This is a genomic window from Bradyrhizobium sp. 35 (assembly GCF_023073215.1).
Lineage (GTDB): Bacteria > Pseudomonadota > Alphaproteobacteria > Rhizobiales > Xanthobacteraceae > Bradyrhizobium > Bradyrhizobium canariense_D.
In genome coordinates this window covers 312,655-326,098 of sequence record NZ_JADPJC010000017.1, presented here as the reverse complement: position 1 = coordinate 326,098, position 13,444 = coordinate 312,655, and the positions used below count along the sequence as shown (strand labels likewise).

The window sequence follows — 13,444 nt, the reverse complement described above, 5'->3', positions numbered from 1 at the left end:
CGCGCGGTCAAAGGCGCTTGTCGGCATTGATCTTTTCGTCGGCCACGTTAAGAAGGCACGCAATCGCGCAAGAGCGCCGAGCCCGTCACTTATCTGCCTCATTTGACGGGGAGAGAGCCGCGCCCAACGCGGCCAGGCTCGGTGCGTCGAAGCGGTTCGGGCACTTCCCGTTCAGAAAGGGTTTTCCGCAATGAATTTCCGTTACTTGGCCGCGTCCGTCCGGCCGCGCGGGCGACTTCTCGCCTTGTTGACGGCGACGGCGTTGGCCGTCCCGTTTGCCGCCGAGGCCCAGGCTCCCGCGCCAGCTCCGGGCACGCCCGCGCCCAAGGCGACCCCGAAGGCCGCTCCGAAGGCTGCCCCCAAGGCTCCGGCGCCGGCCGCTCAGGCACCGGCCCAGCCGGCACCCGCCCAGGGCGCTCCGGCGCAGGGCGCTCCAGCGCAGCAGGGCGCGGCCCAGCCGGCCGATCAGCAAATCCAGCTGATCTACGCCCCCTGGACCAAGTTCTGCCTCAAGGGCCAGGACGCCAATGCCAAGCAGGTCTGCTTCACCGGCAAGGACGGCCGTATCGAGTCGGGCCAGCCGGTCATCGCGGCCGTCATCATCGAGCCAGAAGGCGAGCCGAAAAAGATCCTGCGCGTGACGCTGCCGCTCGGCATGCAGTTGGTGCACGGCACCCGCATCATCGTGGACAACAATCCGCCGTTGCAGAGCCCGTATGTGATCTGCTTCCAGAACGGCTGCATGTCCGACTACGAAGCCACGCCCGAGTTCATCAACAACATGAAGAAGGGCCAGAACCTCGTTGTTCAGGCGATCAATGCCAACGGCGCACCGCTGACGCTGCCGCTGCCGCTCGCCGGCGAATTCCAGAAGGCCTATGACGGCCCGCCGACCGATCCGAAGGTGTTCGAGGAAACCCAGAGGAAGCTGCAGGAAGAGCTCCAGAAGAAGGCTGAAGAGCTGCAGAAGAAGCAGCAGCAAGCGCCTGGCGCCGCTCCGGCCGGACAGAAGTAATCAGGGATCAATCCCGCACATGAAAAAGGCGCTCGGTTCGAGCGCCTTTTTTGCTGGCCAGTTGATGGCTTCGAAACTCAGTTCAGCGAAGGATTGCGCGGGCGATAGCCGGTCTTGTCCTTGACGAAGATCTCGGCGACCTGGGAATGCCGGACCGGCTCGCCGGAATCGTCCGGCACGAGATTCTGCTCGGAGACATAGGCGACGTATTCCGACTCCGAGTTCTCCGCGAGCAGGTGATAGAACGGCTGGTCCTTGTGGGGCCGCACCTCCTCGGGGATCGACAGCCACCACTCTTCGGTGTTGTTGAATTCCGGATCGATGTCGAAGATCACGCCCCGGAACGAGAAGATCCGGTGGCGCACGACCTGTCCGATCTGGAATTTGGCGGTCCGCGCTTTAATCATTCCCCGTCGATAGACCAGGATTGTGGCCGATGCTAGTGCCCTGATCTGGAATTAACCCGCGGTTGCGGGGCAGATAGGCCCCCAATCTTCAGAAAACACTTCATCAATGGTCGATATCCTCAATCTGGCTCTACCATATTTCGGCTTGATCTTCGTTGGATTCGCCTGTGGCAAGGTCAAATCCCTGCCAGAATCGGGCCTCGCCTGGATGAACTTCTTCCTGCTCTATGTGTCGCTGCCGGCGCTGCTGTTTGCGATCATGTCGAAGACGCCGTTTTCGGAATTGAACAACCCGCCGTTCCTGGTCGCGACCACCCTGTCGACCGTTGCGGCGTTCACGCTCGCGCTGGTCGTCGGCAAGGTTTTGGGCGGGCTGACGCTGCGCGAGGCGACGCTCGCCGGGCTCTCCGGCGGCTACGGCAATATCGGCTACATGGGACCGGGGCTGGCGCTCGCCGTGCTCGGGCCGAAGGCCTCCGCCCCGACTGCGCTGATCTTCTGCTGCGACAGCATCTTCCTGTTCACGATCGTGCCGTTACTGATCGAGCTCTCCGACCGCGATCATCCCTCGATCGTGCATGCCTTCGGCGTCGTGCTGAAGCAGATCGTGCTCAACCCGCTGATCATGTCGGCCTGTTTTGGCGCGGCCTTCGCATCGCTGCATATCGAGATGCCCGTCGCACTCGATCGCACCATCACCTTCCTCCAGAACGCAGCCGCTCCGACCGCGCTGTTCGTGCTCGGCGTGACCGTGGCGCTCCGCCCGTTCGATCGGGTCCCGTGGGAAGTGCCGGGCGTGATCGCGATCAAGCTCCTGGTCCACCCGCTCGCAGCTTTGGGCCTGATGCTGGCGTTCGGCCCGTTCGCGCAGCCTTGGGCCGCCACCGCCGTGCTGATGGCCTCGCTGCCGCCGGCGCTGAACGTGTTCGTCATCGCCCGGCAGAACGACGCCTGGATCGAGTCTGCCTCCGTCGCGGTGCTGCTCGGGACGTTTGCGTCCGTGGTCACGCTGACCAGCGTGATGTGGGCGATCCAGACTGGCCGGCTGGCGTTTCCTTGAGCGGCGGTTACTTCCGCCAAGTCGGTGTGAGCCCCTCGCGCATCGCAAAACGCCGGAGCGGGCCGATCGCGCCGAGCAGGTGCATGCCGACCGCGCGGACGGGCTGGAGTGGCAGGAAATCGTTGAGCAGCGAGCGGTTGGCAATGTCGATCGCAAAGGTCCGGCTCAGGATGTCCGGACGCCGCGCCCGGTCATAACGCTTGAGCACGTCTGCTGCGCCGGGATCTTGGCCTGATGCGATGGCCTCGCCTGCAAGCCTCGCAATGTCGGCGGCATCGCGGAGGCCGAGATTGAGACCCTGGGCGCCGATCGGGGGAACCACATGGGCGGCTTCGCCGACCAGCGCAATGCGGTCGCCGCCGAAGGATTTGGGACGTTCGATCGCCAGCGGGAACAGATGGCGGCCCGGCTCCACCGTCATGCGCCCGAGGATTGAATGCGACTGCTTCTCGATCGCGGCGGACAATTCCTCATCGCTCAGGCCGCGAAGCCGCTCGGCGTCCGCAGGCGCCGAGACCCAGACGACGCTGGAACGATCGCCGGGCAGGGGCACGAACACGCAAGGACCATGCGGGGTGTGGAACTCGGTCGAGACGTTGCGGTGGGGCCGCGCGTGCCCGACGTTGAAAGTCAGTGCCGTCTGGGTCAGCTCGCGCCGCGTCACCGCGATGCCGGAGGCTTCGCGGCACAGCGAATGCCGGCCGTCGGCCCCGACCACGAGGCGGGCCGAGAGAAATTGCGCAGCGGCCGTGCGGATCGCGACGTCATCGGCTTCGATGACGACAGTTTCGGCCTCGTCGTCGAAACGGACGACACCGGGCAGTTCGGCCGCGCGCGCTTCCAGCGCCAGCATCAGCGAGCGGTTGTCGATGTTGTAGCCGAAGGCATCGAGGCCGATTTCGTGGCAGGAGAACCGGACCTCCGGCGCACGAAACAGCCGGCCGGTGTCGTCGACGAGCCGCATGATTTCGAGCGCGGCCGCCTTGTCCTTGCAGCGCGGCCAGACGTCGAGGCTCTCCAGCAGATCGACGGAGGCACCGAGTAGCGCCGTGGTTCGATTGTCGGCATAAGGCATGCGACGCGCCACCAGCGCGGTCCGTGCGCCCGCCTGCGCCAATGCGATGGCCGCGCTCAGTCCCGCCGGTCCGCCGCCGATCACGGCCGCGTCAAAGAGTGTCGATGCATCTGTCATGGAACGACATTGGACATGCCCTGCGGCAAATTCAAGCCCACTCATATTTCCCTGATTTTATGACGAATTGTGCGACCAGGCGCCGCAATGGCTTATGTGCAAACCGGTGTCATTCTGATAGCAGAAGTCATGGACAGCCAAGAGGATTCCCTGAAGCCCAGGCCCGCGATCCGCGCCGCTGCCTTCTCGGTGCACATCTTCACCGCGTTCGGTGCGGCGATCGCGCTGCTGGCGATGCTTGAGGCCGTGCGTGAGCACTGGGCGGCGATGTTTCAATGGCTGGGCGTCGCCCTCATCATCGACGCGATCGACGGGCCGATCGCGCGCCGGCTCAACGTCAAGGACGTGCAGCCGAACTGGTCGGGCGACGTGCTCGACCTCGTGGTCGATTTCGTCACTTACGTCTTCGTGCCGGCCTATGCGATCGTGGCCAGCGGCTTGCTGCTGCCGGTCGCAGCTCCCCTGCTCGGCGTCGCCATCATCGTCACCAGCGCATTATATTTCGCCGATCTGCGCATGAAAGCGGACGACAATCATTTCCGCGGTTTTCCGGCGCTGTGGAATGCGGCGGCGTTCTATCTGTTTCTGCTGCACTGGCCGCCTCTGCTCTCGACGCTGCTAGTAGCGGCCCTGGTGGTGCTGACCTTCGTGCCGTTCCACGTGCTGCATCCGGTGCGCGTCGTGCGGCTGCGCTGGCTGACGATGTCGCTGATCGCCATCTGGGCTCTGCTCTCCTTCTACACGCTGCAGATGGACTTTCGCGTCGGCACCGGTGTGACTGTCGCGCTCTGCGCGATCGCGCTCTGGATCAGCTTCAGCGACGCATTGATACGGCTGACAAGATCCTTCGCATGATGCACCTGTTGACCAGCCCCGAAGCCTGGGCCGCGCTCCTCACCTTGACCGCGCTCGAGATCGTGCTCGGCATCGACAACGTCATCTTCCTGTCGGTGATCGTCTCGCGCATTCCCGAGAAGCAGGCGCACCGCGCCCGCCAGATCGGGCTCGCGCTGGCGCTGATCTTCCGCATCATCCTGCTCAGCCTCCTGGTCTGGCTGATCGGCCTGACCGCGCCGGTGTTTTCGTTTTCCGGTTACGGCTTCTCCTGGCGCGACCTCATCCTGATCGGCGGCGGTCTGTTCCTGATTGCGAAGGCGACGCACGAGATTCATGGCGAGGTCGAAGCCGATGACGGCGAGGGCGGCGAGAAGTCACCTCGTAACGCTTTCTTCTGGGTCATCGTCCAGATCGTGATCATCGACATCGTGTTCTCGCTGGACTCGATCATCACGGCGATCGGCATGGCGCAGGACCTCGAAATCATGATCGCGGCCGTCGTGATCGCCTGTCTCATCATGTACATTTCGGCCGGACCGGTGTCGCGGTTCGTCGCGGAGCATCCGACCACGAAAATGCTGGCTCTGGCCTTCCTGGTGCTGATCGGCGTCGCGCTGGTTGCGGACGGATTCCAATTCCACATCCCGCGCGGCTACATCTATTTCGCGATTGCGTTCTCGGCAGCGGTCGAGTTTTTCAACGTGCTAGCGAAACGCAACCGCAGGAAGACCGGCAAGCCGTCGGTCTAGGCGTTCCAGCCCGCGTCGAGTTGACAAGGCGGGCGCGATGTCTTTCGCTGGCCCGCGAGAAAAGGAGGTCAGGTGATGACCAAAGCCGTCCGTGTGCACAAGGTCGGAGGCCCCGAAGCCCTGGTCTATGAGAGCGTCGATGTTCCGGCGCCCGGGCCCGGCGAGGTGCGCATCGTCCAGCATGCCGTCGGCCTGAACTTCATCGACGTCTATTACCGCACCGGCCTCTACAAGGCGCCGGGGCTGCCCTTCATCGCCGGCAACGAAGCCTCGGGCGAGGTCGTCGCGGTCGGGCCGGGCGTGACGAATTTCCATCCCGGCGACCGCGTCGCGTACTACCACAATCTCGGCGCCTATACCGGCGAGCGCAACATCCCCTGGGAGCGGCTGGTCAAGCTGCCCGACCACATCACCCACGAGCAGGGCGCCGTGCTGATGCTGAAGGGGCTGACGGTGTGGTATCTCCTGCACAAGACCTTCAAGGTCGAGCCGCATCATCGCGTGCTGATCCATGCCGCGGCCGGCGGCATCGGCCTGCTTGCCTGCCAATGGGCGAGGGCCATGGGTGCCCACGTCATCGGCACCGTCGGCTCGCGCGAGAAGGCTGCGCTTGCCGAGGCCAATGGCTGCGACCATGTGATCCTCTACAACGAGGAAGACTTCGTTGCGCGCGTCAAACAGATCAGCCGCAACGAGGGCTGCGACGTGGTTTATGACGGTGTCGGCAAGGCGACGTTCCCGGGCTCGCTGTCCTGCCTGAAGCCGCGCGGGATGTTCGTCTCCTTCGGCAATGCCTCAGGCCCGGTGCCGCCGTTCTCGATCGCCGAGCTCAACACCCACGGCTCGCTGTTTGCGACCCGGCCCAAGCTCAACGACTATATCGGAACGCGCAAGGAGTTGCTGGAAGGCGCTGACACGCTGTTCGCCGCCGTCATCAACGGCAAGCTGCACGTGCCGATCAACCATGCCTACGCGCTCAAAGACGCCGCCAAGGCGCATATCGATCTCGAAAGCCGCAAGACCACGGGTGCGTCGATCTTGAAGCCGTAAAGAACGTCTTGCCGAAGTCGTCATGCCCGGGCGTGTCCCGGGCATCCACGCTCTTCGTGCCGCGCCTCAAGGCGTAGATGGCCGGGACAAGCCCGGCCATGACGGAGAAGAGAGCGGGCCGTCTACGCCACCCGCCGTGCCGCGCCGGCTCTGGTCAAGATCCCGTCGAGACAATCGATCATCTCGGCGATCTCGGCCCGCGTGACGTTCAGCGCCGGCATGAAGCGCAACGTGTCGACCTGCGGCGCGTTGAGGAGCACGCCGGCCTCGAACGCCTGCGCGACGATGCCGGGCGCGATCGGCAGCTTGAGGTCGAGCGCGAGCAGGAGCCCGCGACCTCGCACTTCGCCGAGCCCATGCCGCGCCGAGACCTTCTGCAGCTCGCTTTCGAGCAGCAGCCCGGTTTCGGTCGCCGTCTTCAGGAACTCCGGCTTGCTGACCTCGTTGAGCACCGCAAGCCCCGCCGCGCACATGATCGGGTTGCCGTTGAACGTGCCGCCCTGGTCGCCGTGCTCGAAGCAGGCCGCGCGTTCGGTCGCGAGCAGCGCCGCGAGCGGCACGCCGCCGCCGATGCCCTTGCCGAGCGTCATGATGTCGGGCGCGATGCCGGTGTGCTCGTAGTGGAAGAGCTTGCCGGTCCGGCCCATCCCGGTCTGGATCTCGTCGAAGATCAGGAGGAGGCCGTGCGCGTCGGTGAGGGCGCGCAACTCCTGCAAGAACTGATCGGTCGCCGGCCATACGCCTGATTCCCCCTGGATCGGCTCGATCATCACAGCGACGGAGTTGTCGTTGATCAGCTTTTCGACCGAGGCGATGTCGTTGAGCTTCGCCTTCTTGAAGCCGGCGACCTTTGGCTCGAACAGCGGCTCAAAGGCCTTCTTGCCCGAGGCCGACATCGTCGCCAAGGTGCGGCCGTGAAAGCCGCCTTCGAAGCTGATGATCTCGTACGCGCCACCTCGATGCAGGCTGCCATATTTGCGCGCGAGCTTGATCGCGCCCTCGTTGGCTTCCGCGCCGGAATTGGCAAAGAACACCTGGTCGAACGCGCTGTCTGCAACCAGCGCCTGCGCGAGCTTCAGGCTTGGCTCGTTGTAGAAGGCGGGGCTTGGCGTCAGCAGCCGCTTGGCCTGCACGGCAAGCGCGTTGGCGATCGCGGGCGGGGAGTGGCCGAGGCAGTTGACCGCCCAGCCCTGTACGAAATCGAGATAGCGCTTGCGGCTGTCGTCCCAGAGGTAGGAGCCGGCGCCGCGAACGAACACGGCCTTGGGCCGAGCGGTGATGTCCATCAACGCGTCATACGGATGGGTGGCGGTGGTCATGTCGAACTCCTCTGGAGGCGGGTGGAAAAGGGGGCGCGAAAAGCAAGAAGGCCGCACCTTGCGGGTGCGGCCTTCTCGAAAACCTACGCTGAATTCAGTGCTTCAGCGGCGTCGTCGGACATGGCGCACCCTCTCATCGTCGCGGAAGCGACGGCGGAGCATTTCGGTGCGCTGATGGGTCCGAGCGTTGATCATGGGGCGCGGCAATACATGCGAATGGCCGGGCTTGTCAAGCGCCGCCTTGCAGACCACACGCCCAGCGTGCATGGGGCAGGAGAGAGATGCGCGCCGGGAAACCCATTACGTTTCTAGCGCGTTTGTGATCAGCGAACGCGAATTGGCTCGAACCGAACGCCTGACGGTTCGGACCAAGAGGGGCGGGACCAACCAGATAGTTTTAAGCCTTGTCCGACACGCCTTATTCGATCGACCTCGACAGCATTCGCGGCGCGTTTCCGCCAGGCATGGAGGCGCCGCCGCTGTTACTGGATTTTGCCGGCTGGCTGAAGGGACGGCCCTGGGGCAGTGTCGGGTGTTTCTCGCTGCAGGGCCAGTTTTCGGATCAGGCGCCTATTGTTGACGGCAGTCCCTTGCGCGACAGGTTTTCGCTGTTCATGCGGCTGCCGGATGGCTCGGCTGTTGGCGGCTGGTACGGCGCGGGTCTTGACCGCGACAATCCGCCGATCGTGGGGCTTGGCTCCGAGGGCGATTACGAGCTGCTGGCGCCGAGCCTCGATGGCCTGCTCGCGAAACTGACGTCGCAACAATTCGACAACGCTTGGAGCGATCTGAAGCCGCACGACGAAGTCGAATGTCAGACGGTCGAGCTCGCGCAATGGCTCACCGGACGGCTGGGCAGGGATATGGCGGCGTCCGATGACGATCCGTCGGAGCTGCCCGACTTTCGCGGCTTCATGGAAAGATGGAGCCGGGGTCGCGAAGACTATTGGGCCAATCATCGCCTGATGGCCGAGCTCGGCTGGCGCCTGGCCGCGCATCTCCCCAAGGGCAAGAACGCCTGGGACAAGACGCATTTCGAGGTCGCGATCGTCGGCAAGCAGTACGAGGCGCGCGTCCTCTCGCGCGGGCCGCAGCCGTTCGAGGAAGCCGCCTCGATCGAATCCCTGCTGCGCGATCTGCGTGAGGAGATGCGCCGCGCACAGCCCGAGCTCGGGCTGTGGTACGCCATGAAATTCGATCTCTATGCCGACGGCCGCGTCATGCCGAACTTCGAATATGATGTGCGCCCGACCATCGAGGGCGAGCCCGCGAAGCTGTCGGAGGCGCAAGCCGATCTTGCCCGCGCCCCGCGCCCGGAGCGCTGGGTGCCGAAATGGCTGGCGGAATCTTGAAGCTGGGCATCCAGCGATGCCGCCGCCCAGCCGGCGCCGAAATCTTCCGCTGTCGCGTCATCATGACCTCGCGGGAACGGCACCTTCGATCCCCCTTGACTTAGAGCGCGCTCGAAGGGGTATCTGTACGTGCGTCAGTACGAGAACGGGCACACATGAAGATCGGCGACCTCGCAAAACGGACCGGCCTGTCGACACACACGCTGCGCTACTATGAGCGCATCGGGCTGCTGCCATACGCCGACCGGGATCGCTCCGGCCAGCGCGACTTTGACGCATCGATCCTCACATGGATCGAATTTCTCGGTCGGCTCAAGACCACGGGAATGCCGATCCGGGGCATGTTGCGTTATGCGGCGCTTCGGGATGAAGGCGAAGCCACCGGGCCAGCCCGGCGGCAGATGCTGGAAGTCCACCGGGAACAGGTGCGCACGCAAATTGCCGAACTCCAGGAATGCCTGCTCGTCCTTGATACCAAGATCGCCGGCTATGCCAGCGACGAACAGAGGACGAAGGAAAATGACGCACGCCCAAACACAAGACGAAAGCCGCTTCGATCGCGGCCAGCGGGCCCTGTCGCGCATTGACGGCAGTGCCGGCGAAAAGGTCGTCGCCTCACTCGCCGACATAGCTCCGGATTTCGCACGATACGTGATCGAGTTTCCGTTCGGCGACATTTACTGCCGCCCGGACCTCGGCCTGCGCGATCGAGAGATCGCCACGATCGCCGCGCTGACGGCGCTCGGAAATGCCGCGCCTCAGCTCAAAGTGCATCTCGAGGCGGGTCTGAACGTCGGCCTGTCTCGCGACGAGATCGTGGAGATCATGATGCAGATGGCCGTCTATGCGGGCTTCCCGGCGGCGCTGAACGGGCTGTTCGCAGCCAAGGAAGTGTTCGCCGCACGCGACGAACAGCAGGCGTCGGGAGAAGCGACATGACCTCGTAGTTCGGGCACGCCCAGCCTGAACGCCGGCTGGTGGAAAATGCCTAAGGCGCGCCGGTCTTGCCGGCGTGCCGCGACCGGAATCTCAGAATCCCGCGACGCTGCCGTGGAGGTCGTACTGGTCCGCGCGCTCGATCTTGGCGGTGACGATCTCGCCGACGCGCAAGGGGCGGCGGCTCGACAGGTAGACGGCGCCGTCGATCTCGGGCGCATCGGCCTTGGAGCGGCCCCTTGCGACGGTCGGGCCGACCTCGTCGATGATGATCTGCTGGCGCGTGCCGACCTTGCGCTTCAGCCTGCGCGCAGAGATTTTCTGCTGGCGCGCCATCAGTGCATTGTAGCGCTCCTGCTTGATCTCTTCCGGCACGGGGTTCTCGATCGCATTCGCCGTGGCGCCGGCGACCGGCTCGTACTTGAAGCAGCCGAGCCGATCGATCTCGGCTTCGTCCAGCCAGTCGAGGAGATAGGCAAAGTCCGCATCGGTCTCGCCGGGGAAGCCGACGATGAAGGTCGAGCGCAAAGCGAGATCAGGACATTGCTCGCGCCAGCGCTTGATGCGCGCCAGCGTCTTGTCCTGCGCCGCCGGGCGCTTCATGGCCTTCAGTACTTCGGGGCTCGCATGCTGGAACGGGATGTCGAGATAGGGCAGCACCTTGCCCTCGTTCATCAGCGCGATGACCTCGTCGACATGCGGGTAGGGGTAGACATATTGCAGCCGGACCCAGGCGCCGAGCTCGCCGAGCTCGCGCGCGAGGTCGATGAATTTGGCGCGGACCTGGCGATCCTTCCACGGGCTCTCGGCGTATTTCAGATCGACGCCATAGGCCGAAGTGTCCTGCGAGATCACCAGCAGCTCTTTCACGCCGGCGTCGACCAGGCGCTCGGCCTCGCGCAGCACGTCGTTGGCCGGTCGCGAGACCAGGTCGCCGCGCAGCTTCGGGATGATGCAGAAGGTGCAGCGGTTGTTGCAGCCCTCGGAGATTTTCAGATAGGCATAGTGCCGCGGCGTCAGCTTGATGCCTTGCGGCGGCACCAGATCGAGATGCGGATTGTGGGCGGGCGGCAGCGCGCGATGCACGGCGTCCAGCACGCTCTCATATTGCTGCGGGCCGGTGATGGAGAGCACGCCGGGATAGGCCTGCTCGATCTGCTCGGGTTCCGCCCCCATGCAACCGGTCACGATCACCTTGCCGTTCTCGGCCATGGCCTCGCCGATCGCCGAGAGCGATTCCTGCTTGGCGCTGTCGAGGAAGCCGCAGGTGTTGACGATGACGATGTCGGCCCCGTCATGCTTGCGGGCGAGCTCGTAGCCCTCGGCGCGCAGACGCGTGATGATGCGCTCGGAATCCACCAAAGCCTTGGGGCACCCGAGCGACACGAAGCTGACCTTCGGCGCAGCCGTCTGATCCATATCCAAATCTGCCTGATTGACAGGGTTGAGCTAGTCCCAATTGCCCATAATTACAACCCTTTGCATGGCTCGCGGGCATGCTATGGATGAATCACTGGTGGTGAGTGAGCAATGAGCGCCGAACAGTCGCCCAAAATCGTGATCGTCGACGAAAGCCCGATCCGGGCTGCGATCCTCGAAGAAGGGTTGCGGGAGGCCGGATTTACGCAGATCGTCCATATCCGCGAGATGCAGAGCCTGCTCGCCCGGATTTATGCGGTCGATCCCGACATCATCCTGATCGATCTGGAAAACCCCAGCCGCGACGTGCTGGAAGCGATGTTCCAGGTCAGCCGCGCCGTGAAGCGGCCGATCGCGATGTTCGTCGACCAGAGCGATTCATCCTCGATCCAGGCCTCGGTCGAGGCGGGGGTCTCCGCCTATATCGTCGACGGGCTGAGGAAGGAGCGCATCAAGCCGATCCTCGACCTCTGCGTGTCGCGCTTCAATGCCTTCGCAAAACTCCAGGAGGAACTGGAGCGTACCAAGTCGCAGCTCGAGGATCGCAAGGTCATCGAGAAGGCCAAGGGCATCCTGATGAAGGTGAAAGGCCTCACCGAGGACGAGGCCTATGTGCTGCTGCGCTCCACTGCGATGCGCGAGAAGAAGAAAATCGGCGAGATCGCCCAGTCGATCATCACCGCGTCGGAGATGCTGAAATGACCGCTCCCCTCCGCATCGGGTTCATTCCGCTGGTCGATGCCGCAGCGCTGATCGTTGCCGTCGACAAGGGATTTGCCGCGGCTGAAGGGCTCGAGGTCGAACTGGTCCGCGAGGTCTCCTGGTCCAACGTCCGCGACAAGCTCAATATCGGCTTGTTCGACGCCGCGCATCTGCTCGCTCCCGTCGCGATTGCGTCCTCGCTCGGGCTCGGCCACGTCAAGGTGCCGATCGCGGCGCCCTTCAATCTCGGCATCAACGGCAACGCGATCACGGTCTCGCCGGCGCTTCATACCGCGCTGATGGAGGAGATCGACGGCGACCGCTTCGATCCGCTCGCCACGGCAAAAGCGTTGGCGCGCGTGGTCACCAAGCGGCGCAAGGCTGGGGCCGATCCGTTGACCTTCGGCATGACCTTCCCGTTCTCGACCCACAATTATCAATTGCGGTTCTGGATGGCGGCGGCCGGCGTCGATCCCGACGAGGACGTGCGGCTGGTCGTGCTGCCGCCGCCCTATATGGTCGGCAGTCTTGCCAATGGGCATGTCGATGCGTTCTGCGTCGGTGCGCCCTGGAATTCGATCGCGGTCGATCTCGGGATCGGCCACATCCTGCATTTCGTCTCCGACATCCTGGCCCATGCGGCCGAGAAGGTGCTGGCGCTCCGCCAGGTCTGGGCTGACAAGAATCCCGACGTGGTAGCCAGCCTGGTGCGCGCGGCGGTGAAAGCCGCCGAGTTCATCGAGCATCCCGAAAACCGGACCGAAGCGGCGCAGATCCTGGCGCAGCCGGAGCGGATCGGCGTCGATGCCGAAGTCATCCAGCGCACCCTCACGGGGCGCCTCAAGATTTCGCCGGACGGCACCTTTCGCGAGAGCGGCAGCTACCTCCTGGTGGGACGCGAGGAAGCAGGGCGCCCCGATCCGGTCCAGGCCGCCTGGCTCTATGCGCAGATGGTGCGCTGGGGGCAGACGACGCTGACGCCCGACGGCGTCAAGACGGCGATGGCCGTGTTCAGGCCCGATCTCTACGACGGCGCCCTCGGGCGCCGGCCGCCCGCCCAAGCCCCCGCGGCATTCGGCGCATTCGCCGGCCCCGCCTTCGATCCCGCCAATATTCGGGGGCATCTCGAGGCCTTCGAGGTGGGCCGCTGGAAGGTGTGATTCGGGTCTGCATCGTTTTTGAGCGCTGGAGATCCGAGTCTAAATTTTAGGCCGACTGCTCGAATTTCATAAGAGTTCCGGAGCCCAGAGTTCCCCGGCGCGCTCTTAATTACCTGATACCTCACACATTTTCATTTCATCGAAGCTGGCACGCAACTTGAATGTTGCAGTGCGGCCAGCCTGTCACAGATGCCTGCTGCGCCAGTCCCCAGCAACGAAGCTGTTCGGACCGCTGGGTGCGCAGCC

General features: G+C 64.2%; 14 protein-coding genes. 10 read left to right on the top strand and 4 right to left on the bottom strand.

Going from position 1 to position 13,444, the window contains the following annotated elements:
* Window positions 1–190: 190 nt before the first annotated feature.
* Entirely contained in the window at window positions 191–1,015 is an 825-nt protein-coding gene (locus IVB36_RS03920) for an invasion associated locus B family protein (RefSeq protein WP_018457928.1), read from the top strand.
* Between the two features lie 77 nt (window positions 1,016–1,092).
* On the opposite strand, the gene hspQ is transcribed toward IVB36_RS03920, so the two are convergent.
* Window positions 1,093–1,422 carry a heat shock protein HspQ gene (gene hspQ / locus IVB36_RS03915; protein WP_018457927.1) on the bottom strand — a complete coding sequence of 110 codons (330 nt, stop codon included), beginning with the start codon at window positions 1,420–1,422 and terminating at the stop codon, window positions 1,093–1,095.
* A 106-nt stretch (window positions 1,423–1,528) separates the two neighbouring features.
* Here hspQ and IVB36_RS03910 point away from each other — a divergent pair, with 106 nt between their 5' ends.
* Window positions 1,529–2,482 (top strand): AEC family transporter, encoded by a 954-nt coding sequence (locus IVB36_RS03910; RefSeq protein ID WP_085353099.1) that lies wholly within the window; start codon window positions 1,529–1,531, stop codon window positions 2,480–2,482.
* Window positions 2,483–2,489: 7 nt separating this feature from the next.
* On the opposite strand, the gene IVB36_RS03905 is transcribed toward IVB36_RS03910, so the two are convergent.
* Entirely contained in the window at window positions 2,490–3,674 is a 1,185-nt protein-coding gene (locus IVB36_RS03905; protein ID WP_247390709.1) for a UbiH/UbiF family hydroxylase, read from the bottom strand.
* 87 nt (window positions 3,675–3,761) lie between these two features.
* Here IVB36_RS03905 and pcsA point away from each other — a divergent pair, with 87 nt between their 5' ends.
* From pcsA to IVB36_RS03890, 3 genes are all read left to right on the top strand, one after another.
* Complete coding sequence (gene pcsA / locus IVB36_RS03900; RefSeq protein ID WP_085353096.1) at window positions 3,762–4,529, top strand: phosphatidylcholine synthase; 768 nt, start codon at window positions 3,762–3,764, stop codon at window positions 4,527–4,529.
* Window positions 4,526–5,260, top strand: coding sequence for a TerC family protein (locus IVB36_RS03895; RefSeq protein ID WP_018457923.1), 735 nt, complete (start codon window positions 4,526–4,528; stop codon window positions 5,258–5,260). The genes pcsA and IVB36_RS03895 overlap by 4 nt, the downstream gene beginning before the upstream one ends.
* A 75-nt stretch (window positions 5,261–5,335) precedes the next feature.
* Window positions 5,336–6,310 (top strand): quinone oxidoreductase, encoded by a 975-nt coding sequence (locus IVB36_RS03890; protein ID WP_018457922.1) that lies wholly within the window; start codon window positions 5,336–5,338, stop codon window positions 6,308–6,310.
* A 122-nt stretch (window positions 6,311–6,432) separates the two neighbouring features.
* Here the strand turns inward: IVB36_RS03890 and IVB36_RS03885 are convergent, their stop codons facing one another.
* The gene (locus IVB36_RS03885) at window positions 6,433–7,629 is read right to left on the bottom strand and encodes an acetylornithine transaminase (protein ID WP_085353094.1); all 1,197 of its coding nucleotides are present in this window, start codon (window positions 7,627–7,629) and stop codon (window positions 6,433–6,435) included.
* A gap of 404 nt (window positions 7,630–8,033) precedes the next feature.
* Here IVB36_RS03885 and IVB36_RS03880 point away from each other — a divergent pair, with 404 nt between their 5' ends.
* From IVB36_RS03880 to IVB36_RS03870, 3 genes are all read left to right on the top strand, one after another.
* Window positions 8,034–8,981 carry a hypothetical protein gene (locus IVB36_RS03880; RefSeq protein WP_085384083.1) on the top strand — a complete coding sequence of 316 codons (948 nt, stop codon included), beginning with the start codon at window positions 8,034–8,036 and terminating at the stop codon, window positions 8,979–8,981.
* A gap of 155 nt (window positions 8,982–9,136) precedes the next feature.
* Window positions 9,137–9,568 carry a MerR family transcriptional regulator gene (locus tag IVB36_RS03875; RefSeq protein ID WP_085353092.1) on the top strand — a complete coding sequence of 144 codons (432 nt, stop codon included), beginning with the start codon at window positions 9,137–9,139 and terminating at the stop codon, window positions 9,566–9,568.
* Entirely contained in the window at window positions 9,501–9,920 is a 420-nt protein-coding gene (locus IVB36_RS03870; protein WP_026233462.1) for a carboxymuconolactone decarboxylase family protein, read from the top strand. Before IVB36_RS03875 ends, IVB36_RS03870 begins: the two co-directional genes overlap by 68 nt.
* A gap of 90 nt (window positions 9,921–10,010) precedes the next feature.
* Here the strand turns inward: IVB36_RS03870 and rimO are convergent, their stop codons facing one another.
* Window positions 10,011–11,336 carry a 30S ribosomal protein S12 methylthiotransferase RimO gene (gene rimO / locus IVB36_RS03865; RefSeq protein WP_018457917.1) on the bottom strand — a complete coding sequence of 442 codons (1,326 nt, stop codon included), beginning with the start codon at window positions 11,334–11,336 and terminating at the stop codon, window positions 10,011–10,013.
* Window positions 11,337–11,447: 111 nt separating this feature from the next.
* Between rimO and IVB36_RS03860 the strand changes: the two genes are divergently transcribed.
* Both IVB36_RS03860 and IVB36_RS03855 read left to right on the top strand, forming a co-directional pair.
* On the top strand, window positions 11,448–12,038 hold the full coding sequence (locus tag IVB36_RS03860) for an ANTAR domain-containing protein (protein ID WP_007590901.1): 591 nt from the start codon (window positions 11,448–11,450) through the stop codon (window positions 12,036–12,038).
* Window positions 12,035–13,198, top strand: a complete 1,164-nt coding sequence (locus IVB36_RS03855) for a CmpA/NrtA family ABC transporter substrate-binding protein (protein WP_247390707.1) — start codon at window positions 12,035–12,037, stop codon at window positions 13,196–13,198. The genes IVB36_RS03860 and IVB36_RS03855 overlap by 4 nt, the downstream gene beginning before the upstream one ends.
* Window positions 13,199–13,444: the final 246 nt, after the last annotated feature.

What these genes read in the sequence shown, in the direction of transcription:
- IVB36_RS03920 (WP_018457928.1), top strand. Translation starts at nt 191, where the DNA reads ATGAATTTCCGTTACTTGGCCGCGTCCGTCCGGCCGCGCGGGCGACTT.
- hspQ (WP_018457927.1), bottom strand. Translation starts at nt 1,422, where the DNA reads ATGATTAAAGCGCGGACCGCCAAATTCCAGATCGGACAGGTCGTGCGC.
- IVB36_RS03910 (WP_085353099.1), top strand. Translation starts at nt 1,529, where the DNA reads ATGGTCGATATCCTCAATCTGGCTCTACCATATTTCGGCTTGATCTTC.
- IVB36_RS03905 (WP_247390709.1), bottom strand. Translation starts at nt 3,674, where the DNA reads ATGACAGATGCATCGACACTCTTTGACGCGGCCGTGATCGGCGGCGGA.
- pcsA (WP_085353096.1), top strand. Translation starts at nt 3,762, where the DNA reads ATGGCTTATGTGCAAACCGGTGTCATTCTGATAGCAGAAGTCATGGAC.
- IVB36_RS03895 (WP_018457923.1), top strand. Translation starts at nt 4,526, where the DNA reads ATGATGCACCTGTTGACCAGCCCCGAAGCCTGGGCCGCGCTCCTCACC.
- IVB36_RS03890 (WP_018457922.1), top strand. Translation starts at nt 5,336, where the DNA reads ATGACCAAAGCCGTCCGTGTGCACAAGGTCGGAGGCCCCGAAGCCCTG.
- IVB36_RS03885 (WP_085353094.1), bottom strand. Translation starts at nt 7,629, where the DNA reads ATGACCACCGCCACCCATCCGTATGACGCGTTGATGGACATCACCGCT.
- IVB36_RS03875 (WP_085353092.1), top strand. Translation starts at nt 9,137, where the DNA reads ATGAAGATCGGCGACCTCGCAAAACGGACCGGCCTGTCGACACACACG.
- IVB36_RS03870 (WP_026233462.1), top strand. Translation starts at nt 9,501, where the DNA reads ATGACGCACGCCCAAACACAAGACGAAAGCCGCTTCGATCGCGGCCAG.
- rimO (WP_018457917.1), bottom strand. Translation starts at nt 11,336, where the DNA reads ATGGATCAGACGGCTGCGCCGAAGGTCAGCTTCGTGTCGCTCGGGTGC.
- IVB36_RS03860 (WP_007590901.1), top strand. Translation starts at nt 11,448, where the DNA reads ATGAGCGCCGAACAGTCGCCCAAAATCGTGATCGTCGACGAAAGCCCG.
- IVB36_RS03855 (WP_247390707.1), top strand. Translation starts at nt 12,035, where the DNA reads ATGACCGCTCCCCTCCGCATCGGGTTCATTCCGCTGGTCGATGCCGCA.